This window comes from Staphylococcus sp. NWU MK-U1 (assembly GCF_033283505.1).
GTDB lineage: Bacteria > Bacillota > Bacilli > Staphylococcales > Staphylococcaceae > Staphylococcus > Staphylococcus haemolyticus.
In genome coordinates this window covers 60,611-78,142 of sequence record NZ_JAVSMG010000001.1, presented here as the reverse complement: position 1 = coordinate 78,142, position 17,532 = coordinate 60,611, and the positions used below count along the sequence as shown (strand labels likewise).

Sequence of the window (17,532 nt, the reverse complement as noted above, 5' to 3'; positions counted from 1 at the left end):
CTATGAGAGGATAAAATGAATTTCTATTATATGGGAAAGGTATGGTGAATTGAATGGCTCCTAAGTTACAAGCCCAATTCGATGCAGTAAAAGTATTAAATGATACTCAGTCGAAATTTGAAATGGTTCAAATTTTGGATGTAGATGGTAATGTCGTAAATGAAGACTTAGTACCTGATTTAACTGATGAACAACTAGTAGAATTAATGGAAAGAATGGTATGGACACGTATTCTTGACCAACGTTCTATTTCATTAAACAGACAAGGACGTTTAGGTTTCTATGCGCCTACAGCTGGACAAGAAGCTTCTCAATTAGCTTCACAATATGCTTTAGAAAAAGAGGACTTCATCTTACCTGGTTACCGTGATGTGCCACAAATCATTTGGCATGGTTTACCATTAACTGAAGCTTTCTTATTCTCAAGAGGACACTTCAAAGGAAATCAATTCCCTGAAGGTGTTAATGCATTCAGTCCACAAATCATTATCGGTGCTCAATACATTCAAACTGCTGGTGTAGCATTCGGTATTAAAAAACGTGGTAAAAAAGCAGTTGCTATCACATACACTGGTGACGGCGGTTCTTCACAAGGTGACTTCTATGAAGGTATCAACTTTGCTTCTGCTTATAAAGCGCCAGCAATTTTTGTTATCCAAAACAATAACTATGCTATTTCTACACCACGTAGTAAACAAACAGCAGCAACTTCATTAGCTCAAAAAGCTATTGCAGTAGGTATCCCAGGCATCCAAGTTGATGGTATGGATGCATTAGCTGTATATCAAGCTACTAAAGAAGCTCGTGATCGTGCTATTAATGGTGAAGGTCCAACATTAATTGAAACTATGACTTACCGTTATGGTCCACATACAATGGCTGGAGATGACCCAACTCGTTATAGAACTTCAGATGAAGATGCAGATTGGGAGAAAAAAGACCCATTAGTTCGTTTCAGAAAATTCCTTGAAAACAAAGGATTATGGAACGAAGAAAAAGAAAATGAAGTTATTGAACGTGCTAAAGACGACATCAAGAAAGCTATCAAAGAGGCTGATAATACTCCAAAACAAACAGTTATTGACTTAATGGATATCATGTACGAAGATATGCCTCAAAACTTAGCTGAACAATATGAAATTTACAAAGAGAAGGAGTCGAAATAAGCCATGGCACAAATGACAATGGTTCAAGCGATTAATAATGCGCTTAAAACTGAATTGCAAAATGACGAAAACGTATTAGTTTTCGGTGAAGACGTTGGTGTTAACGGCGGTGTATTCCGTGTAACTGAAGGTTTACAAAAAGAATTCGGTGAAGACCGTGTATTCGATACACCATTAGCTGAATCAGGTATCGGTGGTTTAGCTCTTGGTTTAACTGTTGAAGGTTTCCGTCCTGTAATGGAAATCCAATTCCTTGGTTTCGTATTTGAAGTATTTGACGAAGTTGCAGGTCAAATTGCTCGTACACGTTTCCGTTCAGGTGGTTCAAAAGTAGCACCTGTTACAATCCGTGCACCATTCGGTGGTGGTGTTCATACTCCTGAACTTCACGCTGATAACTTAGAAGGTATTTTAGCTCAATCACCTGGTATTAAAGTAGTTATTCCTTCAGGTCCATATGATGCTAAAGGTTTATTACTTTCATCAATCAGATCTAATGACCCGGTTGTATATTTAGAACATATGAAATTATATCGTTCATTCCGTGAAGAAGTTCCTGAAGAAGAATATACAATTGACATCGGTAAAGCTAATGTAAAAAAAGAAGGTAACGACATCACATTAATCGCTTACGGTGCAATGGTTCAAGAATCTGAAAAAGCTGCTGAAGAATTAGAAAAAGAAGGTTACTCAGTTGAAGTTATTGACTTACGTACTGTACAACCTATCGATATCGATACTTTAGTTGCATCAGTTGAAAAAACTGGCCGTGCTGTAGTAGTTCAAGAAGCTCAACGTCAAGCTGGTGTTGGTGCTACTGTAGCTGCTGAATTAGCTGAACGTGCTATTCTTTCATTAGAAGCACCAATCGCTCGTGTGGCTGCTGCTGATACAGTATATCCATTTACACAAGCTGAAAATGTTTGGTTACCAAACAAAAACGATATCATTGAAAAAGCTAAAGCAACTTTAGAATTCTAATATTTTAGCTTATCAATTAGCTAGCAAGCAGACTTATAGGAAGTAAGTAAAATGTTTACTTTTTACTCTATGTGTGAATAAGTAAGTGTAAACTAGAGATTTAGGGCAAAATAGTTTGAGTTTAGGCTTTCAAATTATTCTGTCCTTGCTCTATGTTATAAATTTATTAAATGATGAATAAGAAATCTAGGAGGACAAGAACGTGGCATTTGAATTTAGATTACCCGACATTGGTGAAGGTATCCACGAAGGTGAAATTGTAAAATGGTTTGTTAAAGCCGGAGATACAATTGAAGAAGATGATGTATTAGCAGAGGTTCAAAATGACAAATCTGTAGTTGAAATCCCATCTCCTGTTAGCGGTACTGTTGAAGAAGTTGTAGTTGACGAAGGTACTGTAGCAGTTGTAGGTGATGTTATTGTCAAAATCGATGCACCTGATGCAGAAGATATGCAATTTAAAGGTGGTCACGATGACGATGCTTCATCTGAAGAAGCACCAGCTCAAGAAGAAGCTAAAACTGAAGAAGCACCAGCAGCATCAGCTTCACAAGATGAAGAAGTAGATGAAAATAGACAAATCAAAGCTATGCCATCTGTTCGTAAATATGCACGTGAAAAAGGCGTTAACATCAAAGCAGTAGCTGGTTCAGGTAAAAATGGTCGTATTACTAAAGAAGATATCGATAACCACTTAAATGGTGGCGGTGCTCAAGCAGCAACAGCATCAAATGAAAGTGCAGCTGCTTCAACATCAGAAGATACTTCTGCAGTTCAAACTCAATCAGTACCTGAAGGAGACTTCCCTGAAACTACTGAAAAAATCCCAGCAATGCGTAGAGCAATTGCGAAAGCAATGGTTAACTCAAAACACACTGCTCCTCACGTAACATTAATGGATGAAATTGATGTTCAAGATTTATGGGATCACCGTAAAAAATTCAAAGAAGTTGCAGCTGAACAAGGTACTAAATTAACTTTCTTACCTTATGTTGTTAAAGCATTAGTTTCTGCACTTAAAAAATACCCAGCACTTAACACTTCATTCAATGAAGAAGCTGGCGAAATTGTACACAAACATTACTGGAATATTGGTATTGCTGCTGATACTGACAGAGGCTTATTAGTTCCTGTAGTTAAAAATGCAGACCGTAAATCAATCTTCCAAATTTCAGATGAAATCAACGAATTAGCAGTTAAAGCTCGTGATGGTAAATTAACATCTGATGAAATGAAAGGTGCAACATGCACAATCAGTAATATCGGTTCAGCTGGTGGACAATGGTTCACTCCAGTTATCAACCACCCAGAAGTAGCTATCTTAGGTATTGGCCGTATTGCTCAAAAACCTATCGTTAAAGATGGTGAAATCGTAGCAGCTCCAGTATTAGCTTTATCATTAAGCTTTGACCACAGACAAATTGATGGTGCAACTGGACAAAACGCTATGAATCACATCAAACGCTTATTAAATAATCCAGAATTATTATTAATGGAGGGGTAAAACATGGTAGTTGGAGATTTCCCAATTGAAACAGATACTATTGTAATTGGAGCAGGTCCTGGTGGATATGTTGCAGCAATTCGCGCAGCACAATTAGGACAAAAAGTTACTATCGTTGAGAAAGGTAACTTAGGTGGTGTATGCTTAAACGTTGGTTGTATTCCTTCAAAAGCATTATTACACGCTTCACACCGCTTTGTAGAAGCTCAACACTCTGAAAACTTAGGTGTTATCGCTGAAAGCGTATCACTTAAATTCGACAAAGTTCAAGAATTCAAAAAATCAGTTGTAAACAAATTAACTGGTGGTGTTGAAGGCTTATTAAAAGGTAATAAAGTTGAGATTGTAAAAGGTGAAGCTTATTTCGTTGATAATAACAGCTTACGCGTTATGGATGAAAAAAGTGCACAAACTTACAATTTCAAACACGCTATTATCGCAACAGGTTCTAGACCAATTGAAATTCCTAACTTTGAATTTGGCAAACGTGTTATCGATTCAACAGGTGCATTAAACCTACAAGAAGTTCCAGGTAAATTAGTCGTTGTAGGTGGCGGTTACATTGGTTCAGAACTTGGTACTGCATTTGCTAACTTTGGTTCAGACGTTACAATTTTAGAAGGCGCTAAAGAAATTCTTGGCGGATTCGAAAAACAAATGGTTCAACCAGTTAAAAAAGGCATGAAAGAAAAAGGCGTTGAAATCATTACTGAAGCAATGGCTAAAAATGCTGAAGAAACTGAAAATGGCGTTAAAGTTACTTATGAAGCTAAAGGTGAAGAAAAAACTATCGAAGCTGATTATGTATTAGTAACTGTTGGTCGTCGTCCAAACACAGACGAATTAGGTTTAGAAGAGTTAGGACTTAAATTCGCAGATCGTGGATTATTAGAAGTAGATAAACAAAGCCGTACTTCTATAGACAATATATATGCAATTGGTGATATCGTTCCTGGTTTACCACTTGCTCATAAAGCAAGTTATGAAGCTAAAGTAGCTGCTGAAGCTATCTCTGGTCAAGCATCAGAAGTAGACTACATCGGTATGCCAGCTGTATGTTTCACTGAACCAGAATTAGCTCAAGTAGGTTACACAGAAGCACAAGCTAAAGAAGAAGGTTTAGACTACAAAGCTTCTAAATTCCCTTATGCTGGTAACGGCCGTGCTTTATCATTAGATGATACAACTGGTTTCGTTAAACTTATCACACTTAAAGAAGACGATACTGTTATCGGTGCACAAATTGCCGGTAATGGCGCTTCAGATATCATTTCTGAATTAGGTTTAGCTATTGAAGCTGGTATGAATGCTGAAGATATCGCATTAACAGTACATGCTCACCCAACATTAGGTGAAATGTCTATGGAAGCTGCTGAAAAAGCAATTGGAATGCCAATCCACACAATGTAATTTTTAGTCAAACTGACTAACTATATAGATCGAATAACTTTAATTAGATTTGATTGAGGTTATTTGACATCCAAGAGGGGTGCAACTCAAGTTCATGTTTGAACTTAGTTTCACCCCTTTTTTATAATTATTTAACCAAAAAAGGGTAATAGATTACTAATAGCTAATACAATGAATGGAGGAATAAAATGGAATACCAATATCCACTAGACTTAGATTGGTCTAATGAAGAAATAGTTGATGTGATTGCTTTCTTTAATAAAATTGAAAATTACTATGAAAACTCGGTTAACGGTCAAGACTTAATGAATCATTATAAACGATTCAAAGAAATTGTTCCCGGCAAAGCAGAAGAAAAGCAATTATTTAAAGAATTTGAAGAAAAAAGTAATTATAATAGTTATAAAGTTGTACAAGAAGTAAAGAACAATCCCGAATTAACATCATTCAGTGCAAAATAACTTATAACGATTTAACGTTAATTATTAAAAATCATAATATCTACATCATTAATTTTAATTAATTTCAAAAAAGTATTGAAGTTAAAGCTATATTTTGTTACTTTTATTAAGCATTAAACAAAATGTTTAATATTACTAAACAAAGTATAGCTTTTTTAAGGTGATTAGCGATGCAAATTGGAAATAAATTACGTAATTTAAGACGTCAAAAGAATTTAACGCAAGAAGAGCTAGCAGAACGAACAGATTTATCAAAAGGGTATATATCTCAAATTGAGAGTCAACATGCTTCTCCTAGTATGGCAACATTTTTAAATATTCTAGAAGTGTTAGGTACTTCTCCTAGTGATTTTTTTAAAGAGAAGTCAAAAGAAAAAGTGCTATACACTAAAAATGAACGAACTATTTATGATGAATATGATAGAGGTTATGTACTTAATTGGTTGGTAATGAAATCTAATGAATTTGAAATGGAACCGCTCATATTATCATTAAAACCAGGTGCGTCTTATAAACATTTTGATCCATCTGAGTCAGATACATTTATTTATTGCTTAAAAGGGTGTGTAACACTTACATTAGGAAATTCACGATATCAGGCAAATGAACAAGATGTTTTATATTTTAGGGCTAATGAAATACATCAACTACATAATGAAACAACCGATGAAATTGAAATTTTAATTGTTGCGACAGCATCATATTTATAAAGGGGGAGTATAGTAATGGAGCCATTGTTATCTTTTAAAGGTGTGACAAAAGGTTTTGACGATGTAACGATATTAAACAAAATGGATTTAGAGATTGAGTCAGGACATTTTTATACATTACTAGGTCCTTCAGGTTGTGGTAAAACCACAATATTAAAACTTATAGCTGGGTTCGAACAACCAGATGATGGAGATATTATATATTTAAATAAATCAATAGGTGATTTACCTGCAAATAAAAGAAAGGTAAACACTGTTTTCCAAGATTATGCTTTATTTCCGCATTTGAATGTTTATGACAATATTGCTTTTGGTTTAAAGTTGAAAAAGCATTCCAAAAAAGATATTGATAAAAAAGTAATGGATGCATTAAAACTAGTAAAATTATCAGGGTATGAACAAAGAAATATTAATGAAATGAGTGGCGGTCAAAAGCAACGCGTTGCTATCGCAAGAGCAATAGTTAATGAGCCAGAAATTTTATTATTAGATGAATCTCTATCTGCTTTGGATTTAAAATTAAGAACTGAAATGCAGTATGAATTACGTGAATTACAAAAACGTTTAGGAATTACCTTCATATTTGTTACTCACGATCAAGAAGAAGCATTAGCGCTAAGTGATTACATATTTGTTATGAAAGATGGTAAAATTCAACAATTTGGTACACCTACAGATATTTATGATGAACCGGTCAATCGTTTTGTAGCTGATTTTATAGGCGAATCCAATATTGTTGAGGGTAAAATGGTTCAGGATTTCGTAGTAAATATATATGGTCAAGATTTTGAATGTGTAGATGCTGGTATACCTTCAGGCAAAAATGTCGAAGTCGTCATTAGACCTGAAGATATTTCATTAATAGAAGCAGACAAAGGGTTATTTAAAGCTACTGTTGATTCAATGCTATTTAGAGGCGTTCATTATGAAATTTGTTGCATTGATAGAAAAGGATATGAATGGGTCATACAGACAACTAAAAAAGCAGAAGTTGGAAGCGAAGTAGGACTCTATTTTGACCCTGAGGCAATACACATCATGGTTCCAGGTGAAACAGAAGAGGAATTTGATAAACGTATTGAAAGTTATGAGGAGTTTGACAATGCGTAATATAAATAAAGTACTAATCATTCCATATTTATTATGGATGGTGTTATTCATAATAGTGCCGGTTATTTTACTTGTATATTTCTCATTCACTGATTTAAATGGTCATTTTAGTTTGACAAACTATGAACAAATATTATCAATGAAATATTTAAAAATGATGTGGGATTCGATTTTTTATGCAGCATTAATTACTATAATCACTCTATTAATTAGCTACCCTGCTGCTTATTTTATTCGTTCGTCAAAAAATCAAAATATGTGGTTGCTCATTTTAATTATTCCGACGTGGATAAATCTATTACTTAAAACATATGCTTTTATTGGTTTACTAAGCCATGAGGGTTTAATAAATAGATTTCTAAATTTTATTCATTTACCTTCGGCTAATCTATTATTTACACCGGGTGCATTTTTATTAGTAGCAAGCTATATTTATATACCATTTATGATTTTACCTATATTTAATAGTATGAAAGCTATCCCAAATAATTTGTTACAAGCTTCTAGTGACTTAGGGGCTAGTCCATTTACTACATTTAGAAAAGTTATCGTACCTCTAACTAAAGAAGGTGTCATGACAGGCATTCAAGTAACATTTATTCCAGCATTATCGCTATTCATGATTACAAGATTAATTGCAGGTAATAAAGTTATCAATATTGGTACATCGATTGAAGAACAATTCCTAGTTATTCAGAATTACGGTATGGGTTCTACAATCGCCATATTCTTGATTGTATTTATGGCATTTATTTTAATCATTACTAAATCGAAATCTACGGACGAAAGAAGGTGAATTAAATGAAGTGGTATGGAAAATTATATATTGGCATTTTATTAGCTATATTATATATTCCGATATTTTTCCTTATGTTTTATTCATTTAATTCAGCGGGAAATATGATTCATTTTGAGCATTTTACTTTGGAACATTACCAAAGTCTATTTCAGAATGATCGTCTGATGTCTGTAATTTTTAATACGGTAGCAGTTGCGCTATTAGCAGCTGCAATTTCTACCATAATAGGAACATTTGGTGCCATTTCATTATATTATTTAAGAAATAAAAAATTTAAAGTAACATTATTAACGCTTAATAATGTGCTAATGGTTTCGTCTGATGTAGTGATTGGTGCCTCATTTTTAATTATGTTTACAGCAATAGGGCATTTAACTGGTTTAGGACTAGGTTTTGGAACAGTGTTAGCGTCGCATATTGCATTTTGCATTCCTATCGTAGTTATCGTAGTGTTACCACAGTTATATGAAATGAATAATAATATTTTAAATGCTGCACGTGATTTAGGTGCTACGGAATCACAAATACTTGGACGTGTATTAATACCTAATTTAATGCCTTCAATTATAGGTGGATTCTTTATGGCGCTAACATACTCTTTAGATGATTTTACAGTAAGTTTCTTTGTAACCGGTAATGGCTTTAGTGTATTATCTGTAGAAGTTTACGCTATGGCACGTAAAGGTATTAGTATGGAAATAAATGCAATTTCAACTATTTTATTTGCAGCTATTGTATTAGGGATTGTTGGTTATTATGCAATACAACATACAGTTAAGAGACGACAATTAACTAAGCGAGGTGTAAATCAGTGAAGCAATTTTTACAGTTAATATTAGGTGCAATTGTCGTTGGATTAATATGCTTAGGTATAAGTCACTGGTTTAAATCGCAGGATAATACTAGTACTGGTGAAAAGATATACGTGTATAATTGGGGAGAATATATAGACCCCGCTTTAATTAAACAATTTGAGAAAGAAACAGGTATTCGAGTTATATATGAAACGTTTGATTCTAATGAGGCCATGGAAGCTAAAATTAGAAATGGTGGAACCCACTATGATGTGGCTTTTCCTAGTGAATATACCGTTCAGAAATTGAAGCGTGAAAATTTATTGGAACCACTAGATCATAGTAAAATTCCAAATATAAAAAATTTAGATTCTGATTACATGAACATGTCATATGATAGACATAATAAGTATTCACTACCTTATTTCTTTGGTACTGTAGGCATCTTATATAATAAAGAGGTATACCCAAATGAAGACTTTAGTAGTTGGCAAGCATTATATCAGCCTAAATATAAAAACGATATTTTATTAGTTGATGGTGCACGAGAAATTATGGGATTAGCTTTGAACAAATTAGGATATAGTTTAAATGATACAAATCCAAGTCATTTAAAAGAAGCAGAGAAAGATTTGAATCACCTTACACCACAAGTTCGTGGCGTTGTTGGAGACGAAGTCACAATGATGCTTGAACAAAATGAGGGGAATATTGCAGTAGTATGGAGTGGTGTTGCAGCTCCTTTAGTGCAAGATAGTGACAAATATAATTATGTTATTCCAAAAGAAGGGTCTAACCTATGGTTTGATAATATGGTTATTCCTAAAACCGCTCAAAATAAAGAAGGGGCTTATAAATTTATGAATTTCCTTCTTGATGCTAAAAATAATAAGCAAAATACAGAATGGGTCGGATATGCTACACCTAATAAAGCGGCTCGTCAGTTGTTACCTAAAGAAGTTAGAGATGATCATCGTTTCTATCCTACTCAAAAAGAGCAATCACGATTAGAAGTCTATAAAGATTTAGGTCCTAAAACTTTAGGAGAATATAACGAAAGTTTCTTAAACTTTAAAATGTCTTTAAAATAGACTATAAATAGTAGTTATTTTATAATGAATTAGATATAATTATTTGATAAGTAAAATAAGGAGTTGTAATACATGTCAGGAGAACGTTACACGCAAATCAAACGGCCTGTGAGTCGTCTGACTGAAAAACTTTTAGGTTGGTTTAGTTGGATTTTCTTACTTATATTGACGGTTATTACAATGTTTATTGCACTCGTGTCATTTAGTAATGATACATCAATTCAAAATCTTGAAAACTCAATGAATAGTAATGAACTAATTCAGCAAATTTTAACAAATAATAGTTTAAATACAACACAATTTGTAATTTGGTTACAAAATGGTGTATGGGCAATTATTGTTTATTTCATAGTGTGTTTGCTTATTTCATTTTTAGCACTTATATCTATGAATATGAGAATACTTTCTGGATTCTTGTTTTTAATTGCCTCAATTATTACATTGCCATTAGTATTATTATTCGTAACATTAATTATTCCTATTTTCTTCTTTATTATTGCAATCATGATGTTTGCAAGGAAGAGCAAGGTCGAGACAGTGCCTATGTATGGACCATCACACGGCTATGAAAATCAATATTATCCTAGAGATGAATATGATGATCGTTATTATGGATCTGATAGAAATATTAATGATGACTATGATTACGACGATCATAATCAATATAATGATTATGATGAAGACTATGTTGAATCACCACGTAAAACCAAAAAATCTGAACGTCGTACACGTCGTAAAAAGCCTTATTACAATGATGATATCGATAGTAATTATCGAGATAACAACTACGATGAAACAACGATTCGTAATGATGGAGAGCAAGATTTAGCAACTGATACTGAGGAAGATAAATATAATCAATATCCAAAACGTGCAATTACTGGAGAGTATCAATCGGATGCTGATGATGTTGAAGCAACGGGAGTACTCTCTAGACAGGCTAAATACAACAAAAAGGCGAATAAAAAATCACAATTTGATAACACTAGTGATGAAGAGTCTTACGATTTTGCTGAAAATGTAGTAGATACTGAGCCAAAAGTTGATAAAAGAGAAGAAAAAGCACAACGTAAGAGAGAAAAAGCTGAAATTAAAGCTAAGAAAAAAGAAAAGCGCAAAGCTTATAATCAACGTATGAAAGAGCGTCGTAAAAATCAACCAAGTGCTGTTAGTCAACGTCGTATGAACTACGAAGAACGTAAACAAATCTTGAATAAAGATGACATCGAATCAGAGAAAGACGTCAACAACCAAGAAGAAGATAATAAAAACTAATATACATTTAAAACGGTTAAGTCATATATGGCTTAACCGTTTTTGTGTCAATATCCACAATTTAATTCATGAAGTTAGTCGCAAACAGATTACAATTTTAGTATGATTTAATTAAATACTTTAATAATGGAGGCTAAGAAAGTGAGTAGAAAAGTAGAGTTAATTCTTGGATGGATTGCTTGTGGTTTAAGTATTATTTATTTAATTATGTCATCACTATCTTACTTTATGGTTAGAAATAACAATAATACTGAACAATATCAACAAATGCTAAAACAATTTGGAAATCAAGATGTTAAAGTTACACCTGAAATGGTCAACTTTGCTATGGCTTTTTCTATGGGAACATTAATCTTTTCAACGTTGTTAGGCATTATTGGTATGTTAATCATTAAAGGTCGTCCTATTTTAGCAGGTTGTCTTTTAATTGTCGCAGCATTAGTAGGTATATTTAATATGAGTTTAATTGCAGGAATATTGTGGATTGTTGTAGCAATCATATTATTTGTTAAAAAGGATCCTAATCTACCTAAACAAAAACCTAAATCAACAAAAGTAAACATGGATGAATGGCAAACTGAAAAATCATATAATGAACGTAAGAAAGATGATCCATATATTTATTAAAATATAAAACTAAAATCTAACGACTTAGTATTTATAATGCTAAATCGTTAGATTTTTTTATAATTCTTTAAAGGTTTCTATTATTAGATAAATATTTAGGAAACTCAATATGATGATCAAACCCCAAGCACATATATTAACCCACTTTTTATTTTTAAACGGACCCATTAATTTTTCATTACTTGTGGCTAATTGCAGAGGTATTAATGAGAAAGGTAGTGCAATACTTAAGAACACTTGTGAAAATACTAGCAATTGTTCCATTTTAGACTCATTGCCTCGGAAAATAACAAGACATATTAAAACAGGTATGACAGCCAAACTTCTTGTGACTAAGCGTCTCATCCAATTTGGTATAGAAAGTTTTAAGAATCCTTCCATAACTATTTGACCTGCGAGTGTACCAGTGATTGTTGAATTCTGACCGGATGCTAATAATGCTATTGCGAATAGTGTACTCATTATACTTCCCATTACAACACCTAACACAGGTTGTGTTCTTAAAGCTTGATATAAATCATAGAAACCACCTAAGCTATTTGAATTGACGCCATAAAACAAAGCAGCCCCTAGAACAAGTAGCAAGCAATTTACAATAAATGCGATACTTAATTGAATATTAGAATCAATTGTTGCGAATTTAATCGCTTGGGCTTTTTCAGTAAAGCTATGGCGATTATACTTACGTGATTGCACGATTGATGAGTGCAAATATAAATTATGAGGCATAATTGTAGCGCCAATAATACCTAATGCAATATACAAGATACTATGATTAGCAATAATTTGATAATGTGGAACAAATCCGTTTAGTATTTCAATTAAATTTGGAGATGAAATGTAAACTTCAAAAACAAAAATCATTAGTACAGTAAAGATTAAAGTACCGACGATTGCTTCAATCTTTCTAAAACCAAATTTCATTATAAAAAGTAATAAAAATACGTCAAAAACTGTTATTAAAGCACCTATGATTAAAGGAATATTAAAAAGTAAATCCAAAGCAATCGCGCTTCCGATTACTTCAGCAATATCAGTGGCAATGATTGCAAGTTCAGCAATCACCCAAAATATAATTGCAGTTGGTTTGTTTAAATAATGACGAGTCATTTGTGCTAAATCTTTATCAGTAGCGATACCTAAACGAACAGTCATACTTTGTAACAACATTGCTGATAAGCTAGATATTAAAATTACAAATAATAAAGTATAACCAAATTGTGCGCCACCTTGCATTGATGTAATCCAATTTCCTGGATCCATATAACCAACAGCTACAAGTAAACCTGGTCCTAGAAAAGCTAAAAATTTCTGACTAGTACGTTGCGAGCCATTAAATTCGATTGTGCTATTAATTTCATCTAAACTACGTTGTCCTTTGTTGTCTATTACACCCATGAAAAAACTCCTTAAACTAATATATTTTATAATAATCTAACTTTATTTTTAGGTCAATCTAATAAAATTGGGTGTAAAAAAAGTGGGACAGAAATAATATTTTCCAAAATTTATATCGTTGTTTCCCCAACTTGCTCTGCTTGTAGAATTTCTTATTTTGAAATTTTCTTTGTTGGGGCCCGGCTCAGCCCGGCAAGGTTGAATCGAATTAAAAAAGCTTGTTACAAGTGCATTTTTAAATCAGTCAACTACTGCCAAAATATATTTGTAGCCTGAGTCATTGAATTATGGCCCAGGCTCTTACAAAGGTAAACATAGTTTACAACTCATATTGAATTAAATGTTTTATTTATTCATAGAATTTTAAAAATTCATCAAAAGTTTCTTTTACGAAAGATAGGAAGGCTTTATCAGATTTTAATTCAGCATCTTTAGGAGAGAGGGAGCGTGCAACGAAAAACTCTCCTTTCTTAACATTCTTAACACGATCAATTGCTTTATGTAATTCATCGTCACTTAAATCTTTAATGTAGGATTTTTCAGGTTTCATGTGGTCTAAACTCACTTGATAGTCCTCAGGCAATTGTTTAAGCACATCAAAGTGTTTATCAAACACTTTTACACGTTCAGCTTTATCTTTACCTTCATGCATAACACCGAACATTAAAAATAAATGGTCTTTAAATAAACCAATTTGGAAATGAGGTAGCATCTTATATCCACGTTTATTTGGAGCAAAAGCTACCCATGTATCTACAGGAGGATTTACACTTCTACGAGCATGTTTTGCAACATGTGCATAAAAAGTTTCTCCAGTTTGAGAAGTGAAATATTCACTAAAATAGTCTCCTAGTTGATTAAGTTGAGGTCTTACATATTCATTTAATGCTTCCATTCGAGCATCTAGGCCTTCAACTTCAAACGCTTTGAAATCTTTAGGTTTAAATGTATATTGTGTCATTAGCGTTGCTCCTTTTCAGAATAATTAATTTAAAGTTATTGTAGCACAGAATGACTCAATCATTCCAAAAGCAGAATTAAGGTTTCAAGCGTTTAAACTCACAATTATAAGGTATACAATGATGTATAGATAATATTGCCAGAAATTCTGTATAATAGAAGACAACAGGAGATGATGATATGTCACTATATGAATTTGCACAAGGTTTAATACTAGAAGCGGGCAACAAAGTTAGAATAATGATGAAAGAAGATTTAAGTATTGAAACGAAATCGAACCCAAACGACTTAGTAACAAATGTTGATAAAGCAACTGAAAACTATATATACGATGCAATTCTAAGAAGTTATCCTGATCATCGCGTCATTGGTGAGGAAGGACATGGACATCATATGGAAGACGTCAATGGTGTGGTATGGGTTGTTGATCCAATTGATGGAACTTTAAATTTTGTTCATCAAAAAGAGGGATTTGCGATTTCCATAGGTATTTATCGAGATGGCAAGCCATATGCAGGTTTAGTTTATGATGTAATGAAGGATGTACTATACCATGCTAAAGTTGGCGAAGGTGCTTTTGAAAACAATCATGAATTAAAAACCATTGATAACACGCAACTTAACCAAAGTTTAATAGGAATTAATCCAAACTGGGTTACTAAACCAAAAATGGGACCTATTTTTTCAGAAATTGTAAACCAAGCAAGAAGTTGTAGAGCTTTTGGAAGTGCGGCATTAGAAATTATAAGTGTAGCTAAAGGACAATTGGCTGCATATATCACGCCAAGATTGCAACCATGGGATTTTGCAGGTGGTTTGATTATTTTAAATGAAGTTGGTGGAATTGGAAGTAATTTAATGGGTGAACCGCTCACTATTGAAAGTGCTAATTCTATTTTAGTTGGAAATAAAGCAACGCATAATGAGATTCTAGAAAATTATTTAAATCCTCATAATGAGGTATTAACAGAGTTACATCAACGTTTTAGAAAATAAAAAATGTCTCGGTCAGTCAACTTTGAAAGGTGAATTTCTTCCAAATTTTGCTACCGAGACATTTTTCTATATTAAAGCCAGTTATTTTCACGATATTTCTTTTTAAGCGTGAATCCAGCGCCAAAAGTTGCAATGAAAAGTATAAATGTTAAAATCATCATTGGAATACTACCAGCTCCAACACTGAAACTAAAAAGCACTAAAAATATTACTGCTATAATAGATAGCACCCAAAATATACCTTTAGACTTAGGTTTTTCCATCCCATACCCCACCTTTTTGTTATCTTTTACTAATAATATGATATAATAAAAAAGTTGTAATTAAAAGTGGGAGTTTATTCGAGAAAGGAATAATAAAATGACTAATAGAAGAGAAGATGTACGTAATATTGCAATCATTGCGCACGTTGACCATGGTAAAACGACTTTAGTAGATGAATTACTAAAACAATCTGGAATTTTCAGAGAGAACGAACATGTTGACGAAAGAGCAATGGACTCTAATGACTTAGAAAGAGAACGTGGTATTACAATTCTTGCTAAAAATACTGCGATTGACTATAAAGGTACAAGAATTAACATCTTAGATACACCTGGACATGCTGACTTTGGTGGCGAAGTTGAACGTATTATGAAAATGGTTGACGGTGTTGTACTTGTTGTAGATGCTTACGAGGGAACAATGCCACAAACACGTTTTGTACTAAAAAAAGCATTAGAACAAGATTTAAAACCCGTTGTAGTAGTAAATAAAATTGACAAACCATCAGCTAGACCTGAAGGGGTAGTAGATGAAGTTTTAGATTTATTTATCGAATTAGAAGCGAATGATGAACAATTAGACTTCCCAGTAGTATATGCATCAGCTGTCAATGGTACTGCTAGTCTTGATTCAGAGAAACAAGATGAAAACATGCAATCATTATATGAAACAATCATAGATTATGTTCCAGCGCCATTAGATAATCATGATGAACCATTACAATTCCAAGTAGCATTATTAGACTATAATGATTATGTAGGACGTATTGGTGTAGGACGCGTATTTAGAGGTAAAATGCGTGTCGGTGATAACGTGTCACTTATTAAATTAGACGGTACAGTTAAGAATTTCCGTGTGACTAAGATCTTCGGTTATTTTGGATTGAAACGTGAAGAGATCGAAGAAGCACAAGCTGGTGATTTAATTGCGGTTTCAGGAATGGAAGATATTAACGTAGGTGAAACAGTTACACCTACAGACCACCAAGAAGCTCTCCCTGTATTACGTATTGATGAACCAACTCTTGAAATGACATTCAAAGTAAATAATTCACCATTTGCAGGACGTGAGGGTGATTATGTCACTGCACGTCAAATCCAAGAACGTCTAGATCAACAACTTGAAACAGACGTTTCATTAAAAGTTACGCCAACTGATTCTCCTGATACATGGGTAGTTGCAGGTCGTGGTGAGTTACATTTATCTATCTTAATTGAGAATATGAGACGTGAAGGTTTTGAACTTCAAGTATCTAAGCCACAAGTTATTTTACGTGAAATTGACGGTGTTCTAAGTGAACCTTTCGAACGTGTTCAATGTGAAGTGCCTTCTGAAAATGCAGGTTCAGTAATTGAATCATTAGGTGCACGTAAAGGTGAAATGTTAGACATGTCGACTACTGATAACGGATTAACGCGTTTAATCTTTATGGTACCTGCACGTGGTATGATTGGATACACAACTGAATTTATGTCTATGACTCGTGGATATGGTATTATCAACCATACATTCGAAGAGTTCAGACCTCGTGTTAAAGCACAAATTGGAGGTAGACGTAATGGTGCGCTTATCTCAATGGACCAAGGTCAAGCAACTGCATACGCTATCATCAATTTAGAAGATCGTGGTGTTAACTTCATGGAGCCAGGTACTGAAGTGTACGAAGGTATGATTGTTGGTGAACATAATCGTGAAAATGATTTAACTGTTAATATTACTAAAGCGAAACATCAAACAAACGTACGTTCAGCAACTAAAGATCAAACACAAACTATGAACCGACCAAGAATTCTTACGCTTGAAGAAGCTTTAGAATATATTAATGATGATGAACTAGTAGAGGTTACTCCTCAAAGTATTCGTTTAAGAAAGAAAATCTTAAATAAATCATTACGTGAAAAAGAAGCTAAACGTGTTAAACAAATGATGCAAGATGAGTAATTAAAGTTTATAACGTAAAATATAGTTTGAAACATCAAATTTGAA

Annotated in this window: 17 protein-coding genes; 14 read left to right on the top strand and 3 right to left on the bottom strand. The window is 33.4% G+C overall.

Annotation, left to right across the window (positions count from 1 at the left end):
• The first annotated feature begins 53 nt into the window (after positions 1-53).
• The 12 genes from pdhA (at position 54) to SBL16_RS00325 (ending at position 11,928) form a co-directional block, all read left to right on the top strand.
• A complete protein-coding gene (pdhA, locus tag SBL16_RS00380; protein ID WP_011276135.1) occupies positions 54-1,166 on the top strand; it encodes a pyruvate dehydrogenase (acetyl-transferring) E1 component subunit alpha in 1,113 nt (370 codons plus the stop codon).
• 3 nt (positions 1,167-1,169) lie between these two features.
• Entirely contained in the window at positions 1,170-2,147 is a 978-nt protein-coding gene (locus tag SBL16_RS00375) for an alpha-ketoacid dehydrogenase subunit beta (RefSeq protein ID WP_011276134.1), read from the top strand.
• Between the two features lie 202 nt (positions 2,148-2,349).
• Positions 2,350-3,651 carry a dihydrolipoamide acetyltransferase family protein gene (locus tag SBL16_RS00370; RefSeq protein ID WP_011276133.1) on the top strand — a complete coding sequence of 434 codons (1,302 nt, stop codon included), beginning with the start codon at positions 2,350-2,352 and terminating at the stop codon, positions 3,649-3,651.
• Positions 3,652-3,654: 3 nt separating this feature from the next.
• A complete protein-coding gene (gene lpdA / locus SBL16_RS00365) occupies positions 3,655-5,061 on the top strand; it encodes a dihydrolipoyl dehydrogenase (RefSeq protein WP_011276132.1) in 1,407 nt (468 codons plus the stop codon).
• Between the two features lie 188 nt (positions 5,062-5,249).
• Entirely contained in the window at positions 5,250-5,522 is a 273-nt protein-coding gene (locus SBL16_RS00360) for a UPF0223 family protein (protein ID WP_107612285.1), read from the top strand.
• A 170-nt stretch (positions 5,523-5,692) separates the two neighbouring features.
• Entirely contained in the window at positions 5,693-6,232 is a 540-nt protein-coding gene (locus SBL16_RS00355) for a helix-turn-helix domain-containing protein (protein WP_107612286.1), read from the top strand.
• Positions 6,233-6,247: 15 nt separating this feature from the next.
• A complete protein-coding gene (locus SBL16_RS00350) occupies positions 6,248-7,342 on the top strand; it encodes an ABC transporter ATP-binding protein (protein WP_107612287.1) in 1,095 nt (364 codons plus the stop codon).
• Positions 7,335-8,138, top strand: coding sequence for an ABC transporter permease (locus tag SBL16_RS00345; protein ID WP_037535609.1), 804 nt, complete (start codon positions 7,335-7,337; stop codon positions 8,136-8,138). Before SBL16_RS00350 ends, SBL16_RS00345 begins: the two co-directional genes overlap by 8 nt.
• 5 nt (positions 8,139-8,143) lie before the next feature.
• Positions 8,144-8,956, top strand: a complete 813-nt coding sequence (locus SBL16_RS00340) for an ABC transporter permease (RefSeq protein ID WP_037535611.1) — start codon at positions 8,144-8,146, stop codon at positions 8,954-8,956.
• Positions 8,953-10,026 carry a PotD/PotF family extracellular solute-binding protein gene (locus tag SBL16_RS00335; RefSeq protein WP_107612288.1) on the top strand — a complete coding sequence of 358 codons (1,074 nt, stop codon included), beginning with the start codon at positions 8,953-8,955 and terminating at the stop codon, positions 10,024-10,026. Before SBL16_RS00340 ends, SBL16_RS00335 begins: the two co-directional genes overlap by 4 nt.
• Positions 10,027-10,098: 72 nt before the next feature.
• The gene (gene auxB, locus SBL16_RS00330) at positions 10,099-11,301 is read left to right on the top strand and encodes a lipoteichoic acid stability factor AuxB (protein ID WP_037535615.1); all 1,203 of its coding nucleotides are present in this window, start codon (positions 10,099-10,101) and stop codon (positions 11,299-11,301) included.
• Between the two features lie 141 nt (positions 11,302-11,442).
• Complete coding sequence (locus SBL16_RS00325) at positions 11,443-11,928, top strand: DUF4064 domain-containing protein (RefSeq protein ID WP_107613292.1); 486 nt, start codon at positions 11,443-11,445, stop codon at positions 11,926-11,928.
• Positions 11,929-11,985: 57 nt separating this feature from the next.
• Here SBL16_RS00325 and SBL16_RS00320 read toward each other — a convergent pair whose 3' ends face one another.
• Together SBL16_RS00320 and SBL16_RS00315 are read right to left on the bottom strand one after the other, a co-directional pair.
• On the bottom strand, positions 11,986-13,326 hold the full coding sequence (locus SBL16_RS00320) for an Nramp family divalent metal transporter (RefSeq protein ID WP_053017971.1): 1,341 nt from the start codon (positions 13,324-13,326) through the stop codon (positions 11,986-11,988).
• 349 nt (positions 13,327-13,675) lie between these two features.
• Positions 13,676-14,287, bottom strand: a complete 612-nt coding sequence (locus tag SBL16_RS00315) for a YktB family protein (RefSeq protein WP_011276122.1) — start codon at positions 14,285-14,287, stop codon at positions 13,676-13,678.
• 179 nt (positions 14,288-14,466) lie between these two features.
• Between SBL16_RS00315 and SBL16_RS00310 the strand changes: the two genes are divergently transcribed.
• Positions 14,467-15,282 (top strand): inositol monophosphatase family protein, encoded by an 816-nt coding sequence (locus SBL16_RS00310; protein WP_107612290.1) that lies wholly within the window; start codon positions 14,467-14,469, stop codon positions 15,280-15,282.
• Positions 15,283-15,353: 71 nt separating this feature from the next.
• Here the strand turns inward: SBL16_RS00310 and SBL16_RS00305 are convergent, their stop codons facing one another.
• The gene (locus tag SBL16_RS00305; RefSeq protein ID WP_011276120.1) at positions 15,354-15,545 is read right to left on the bottom strand and encodes a DUF5325 family protein; all 192 of its coding nucleotides are present in this window, start codon (positions 15,543-15,545) and stop codon (positions 15,354-15,356) included.
• Between the two features lie 97 nt (positions 15,546-15,642).
• On the opposite strand from SBL16_RS00305, the gene typA reads away from it, so the two are divergent.
• On the top strand, positions 15,643-17,487 hold the full coding sequence (gene typA, locus SBL16_RS00300) for a translational GTPase TypA (protein ID WP_011276119.1): 1,845 nt from the start codon (positions 15,643-15,645) through the stop codon (positions 17,485-17,487).
• The last annotated feature ends 45 nt before the right edge of the window (positions 17,488-17,532 follow it).

Excerpts from the sequence above, each read along its gene's own strand:
- pdhA (WP_011276135.1), top strand. The coding sequence starts at position 54 with ATGGCTCCTAAGTTACAAGCCCAATTCGATGCAGTAAAAGTATTAAAT.
- SBL16_RS00375 (WP_011276134.1), top strand. The coding sequence starts at position 1,170 with ATGGCACAAATGACAATGGTTCAAGCGATTAATAATGCGCTTAAAACT.
- lpdA (WP_011276132.1), top strand. The coding sequence starts at position 3,655 with ATGGTAGTTGGAGATTTCCCAATTGAAACAGATACTATTGTAATTGGA.
- SBL16_RS00360 (WP_107612285.1), top strand. The coding sequence starts at position 5,250 with ATGGAATACCAATATCCACTAGACTTAGATTGGTCTAATGAAGAAATA.
- SBL16_RS00355 (WP_107612286.1), top strand. The coding sequence starts at position 5,693 with ATGCAAATTGGAAATAAATTACGTAATTTAAGACGTCAAAAGAATTTA.
- SBL16_RS00350 (WP_107612287.1), top strand. The coding sequence starts at position 6,248 with ATGGAGCCATTGTTATCTTTTAAAGGTGTGACAAAAGGTTTTGACGAT.
- SBL16_RS00345 (WP_037535609.1), top strand. The coding sequence starts at position 7,335 with ATGCGTAATATAAATAAAGTACTAATCATTCCATATTTATTATGGATG.
- SBL16_RS00340 (WP_037535611.1), top strand. The coding sequence starts at position 8,144 with ATGAAGTGGTATGGAAAATTATATATTGGCATTTTATTAGCTATATTA.
- auxB (WP_037535615.1), top strand. The coding sequence starts at position 10,099 with ATGTCAGGAGAACGTTACACGCAAATCAAACGGCCTGTGAGTCGTCTG.
- SBL16_RS00320 (WP_053017971.1), bottom strand. The coding sequence starts at position 13,326 with ATGGGTGTAATAGACAACAAAGGACAACGTAGTTTAGATGAAATTAAT.
- SBL16_RS00315 (WP_011276122.1), bottom strand. The coding sequence starts at position 14,287 with ATGACACAATATACATTTAAACCTAAAGATTTCAAAGCGTTTGAAGTT.
- SBL16_RS00310 (WP_107612290.1), top strand. The coding sequence starts at position 14,467 with ATGTCACTATATGAATTTGCACAAGGTTTAATACTAGAAGCGGGCAAC.
- SBL16_RS00305 (WP_011276120.1), bottom strand. The coding sequence starts at position 15,545 with ATGGAAAAACCTAAGTCTAAAGGTATATTTTGGGTGCTATCTATTATA.
- typA (WP_011276119.1), top strand. The coding sequence starts at position 15,643 with ATGACTAATAGAAGAGAAGATGTACGTAATATTGCAATCATTGCGCAC.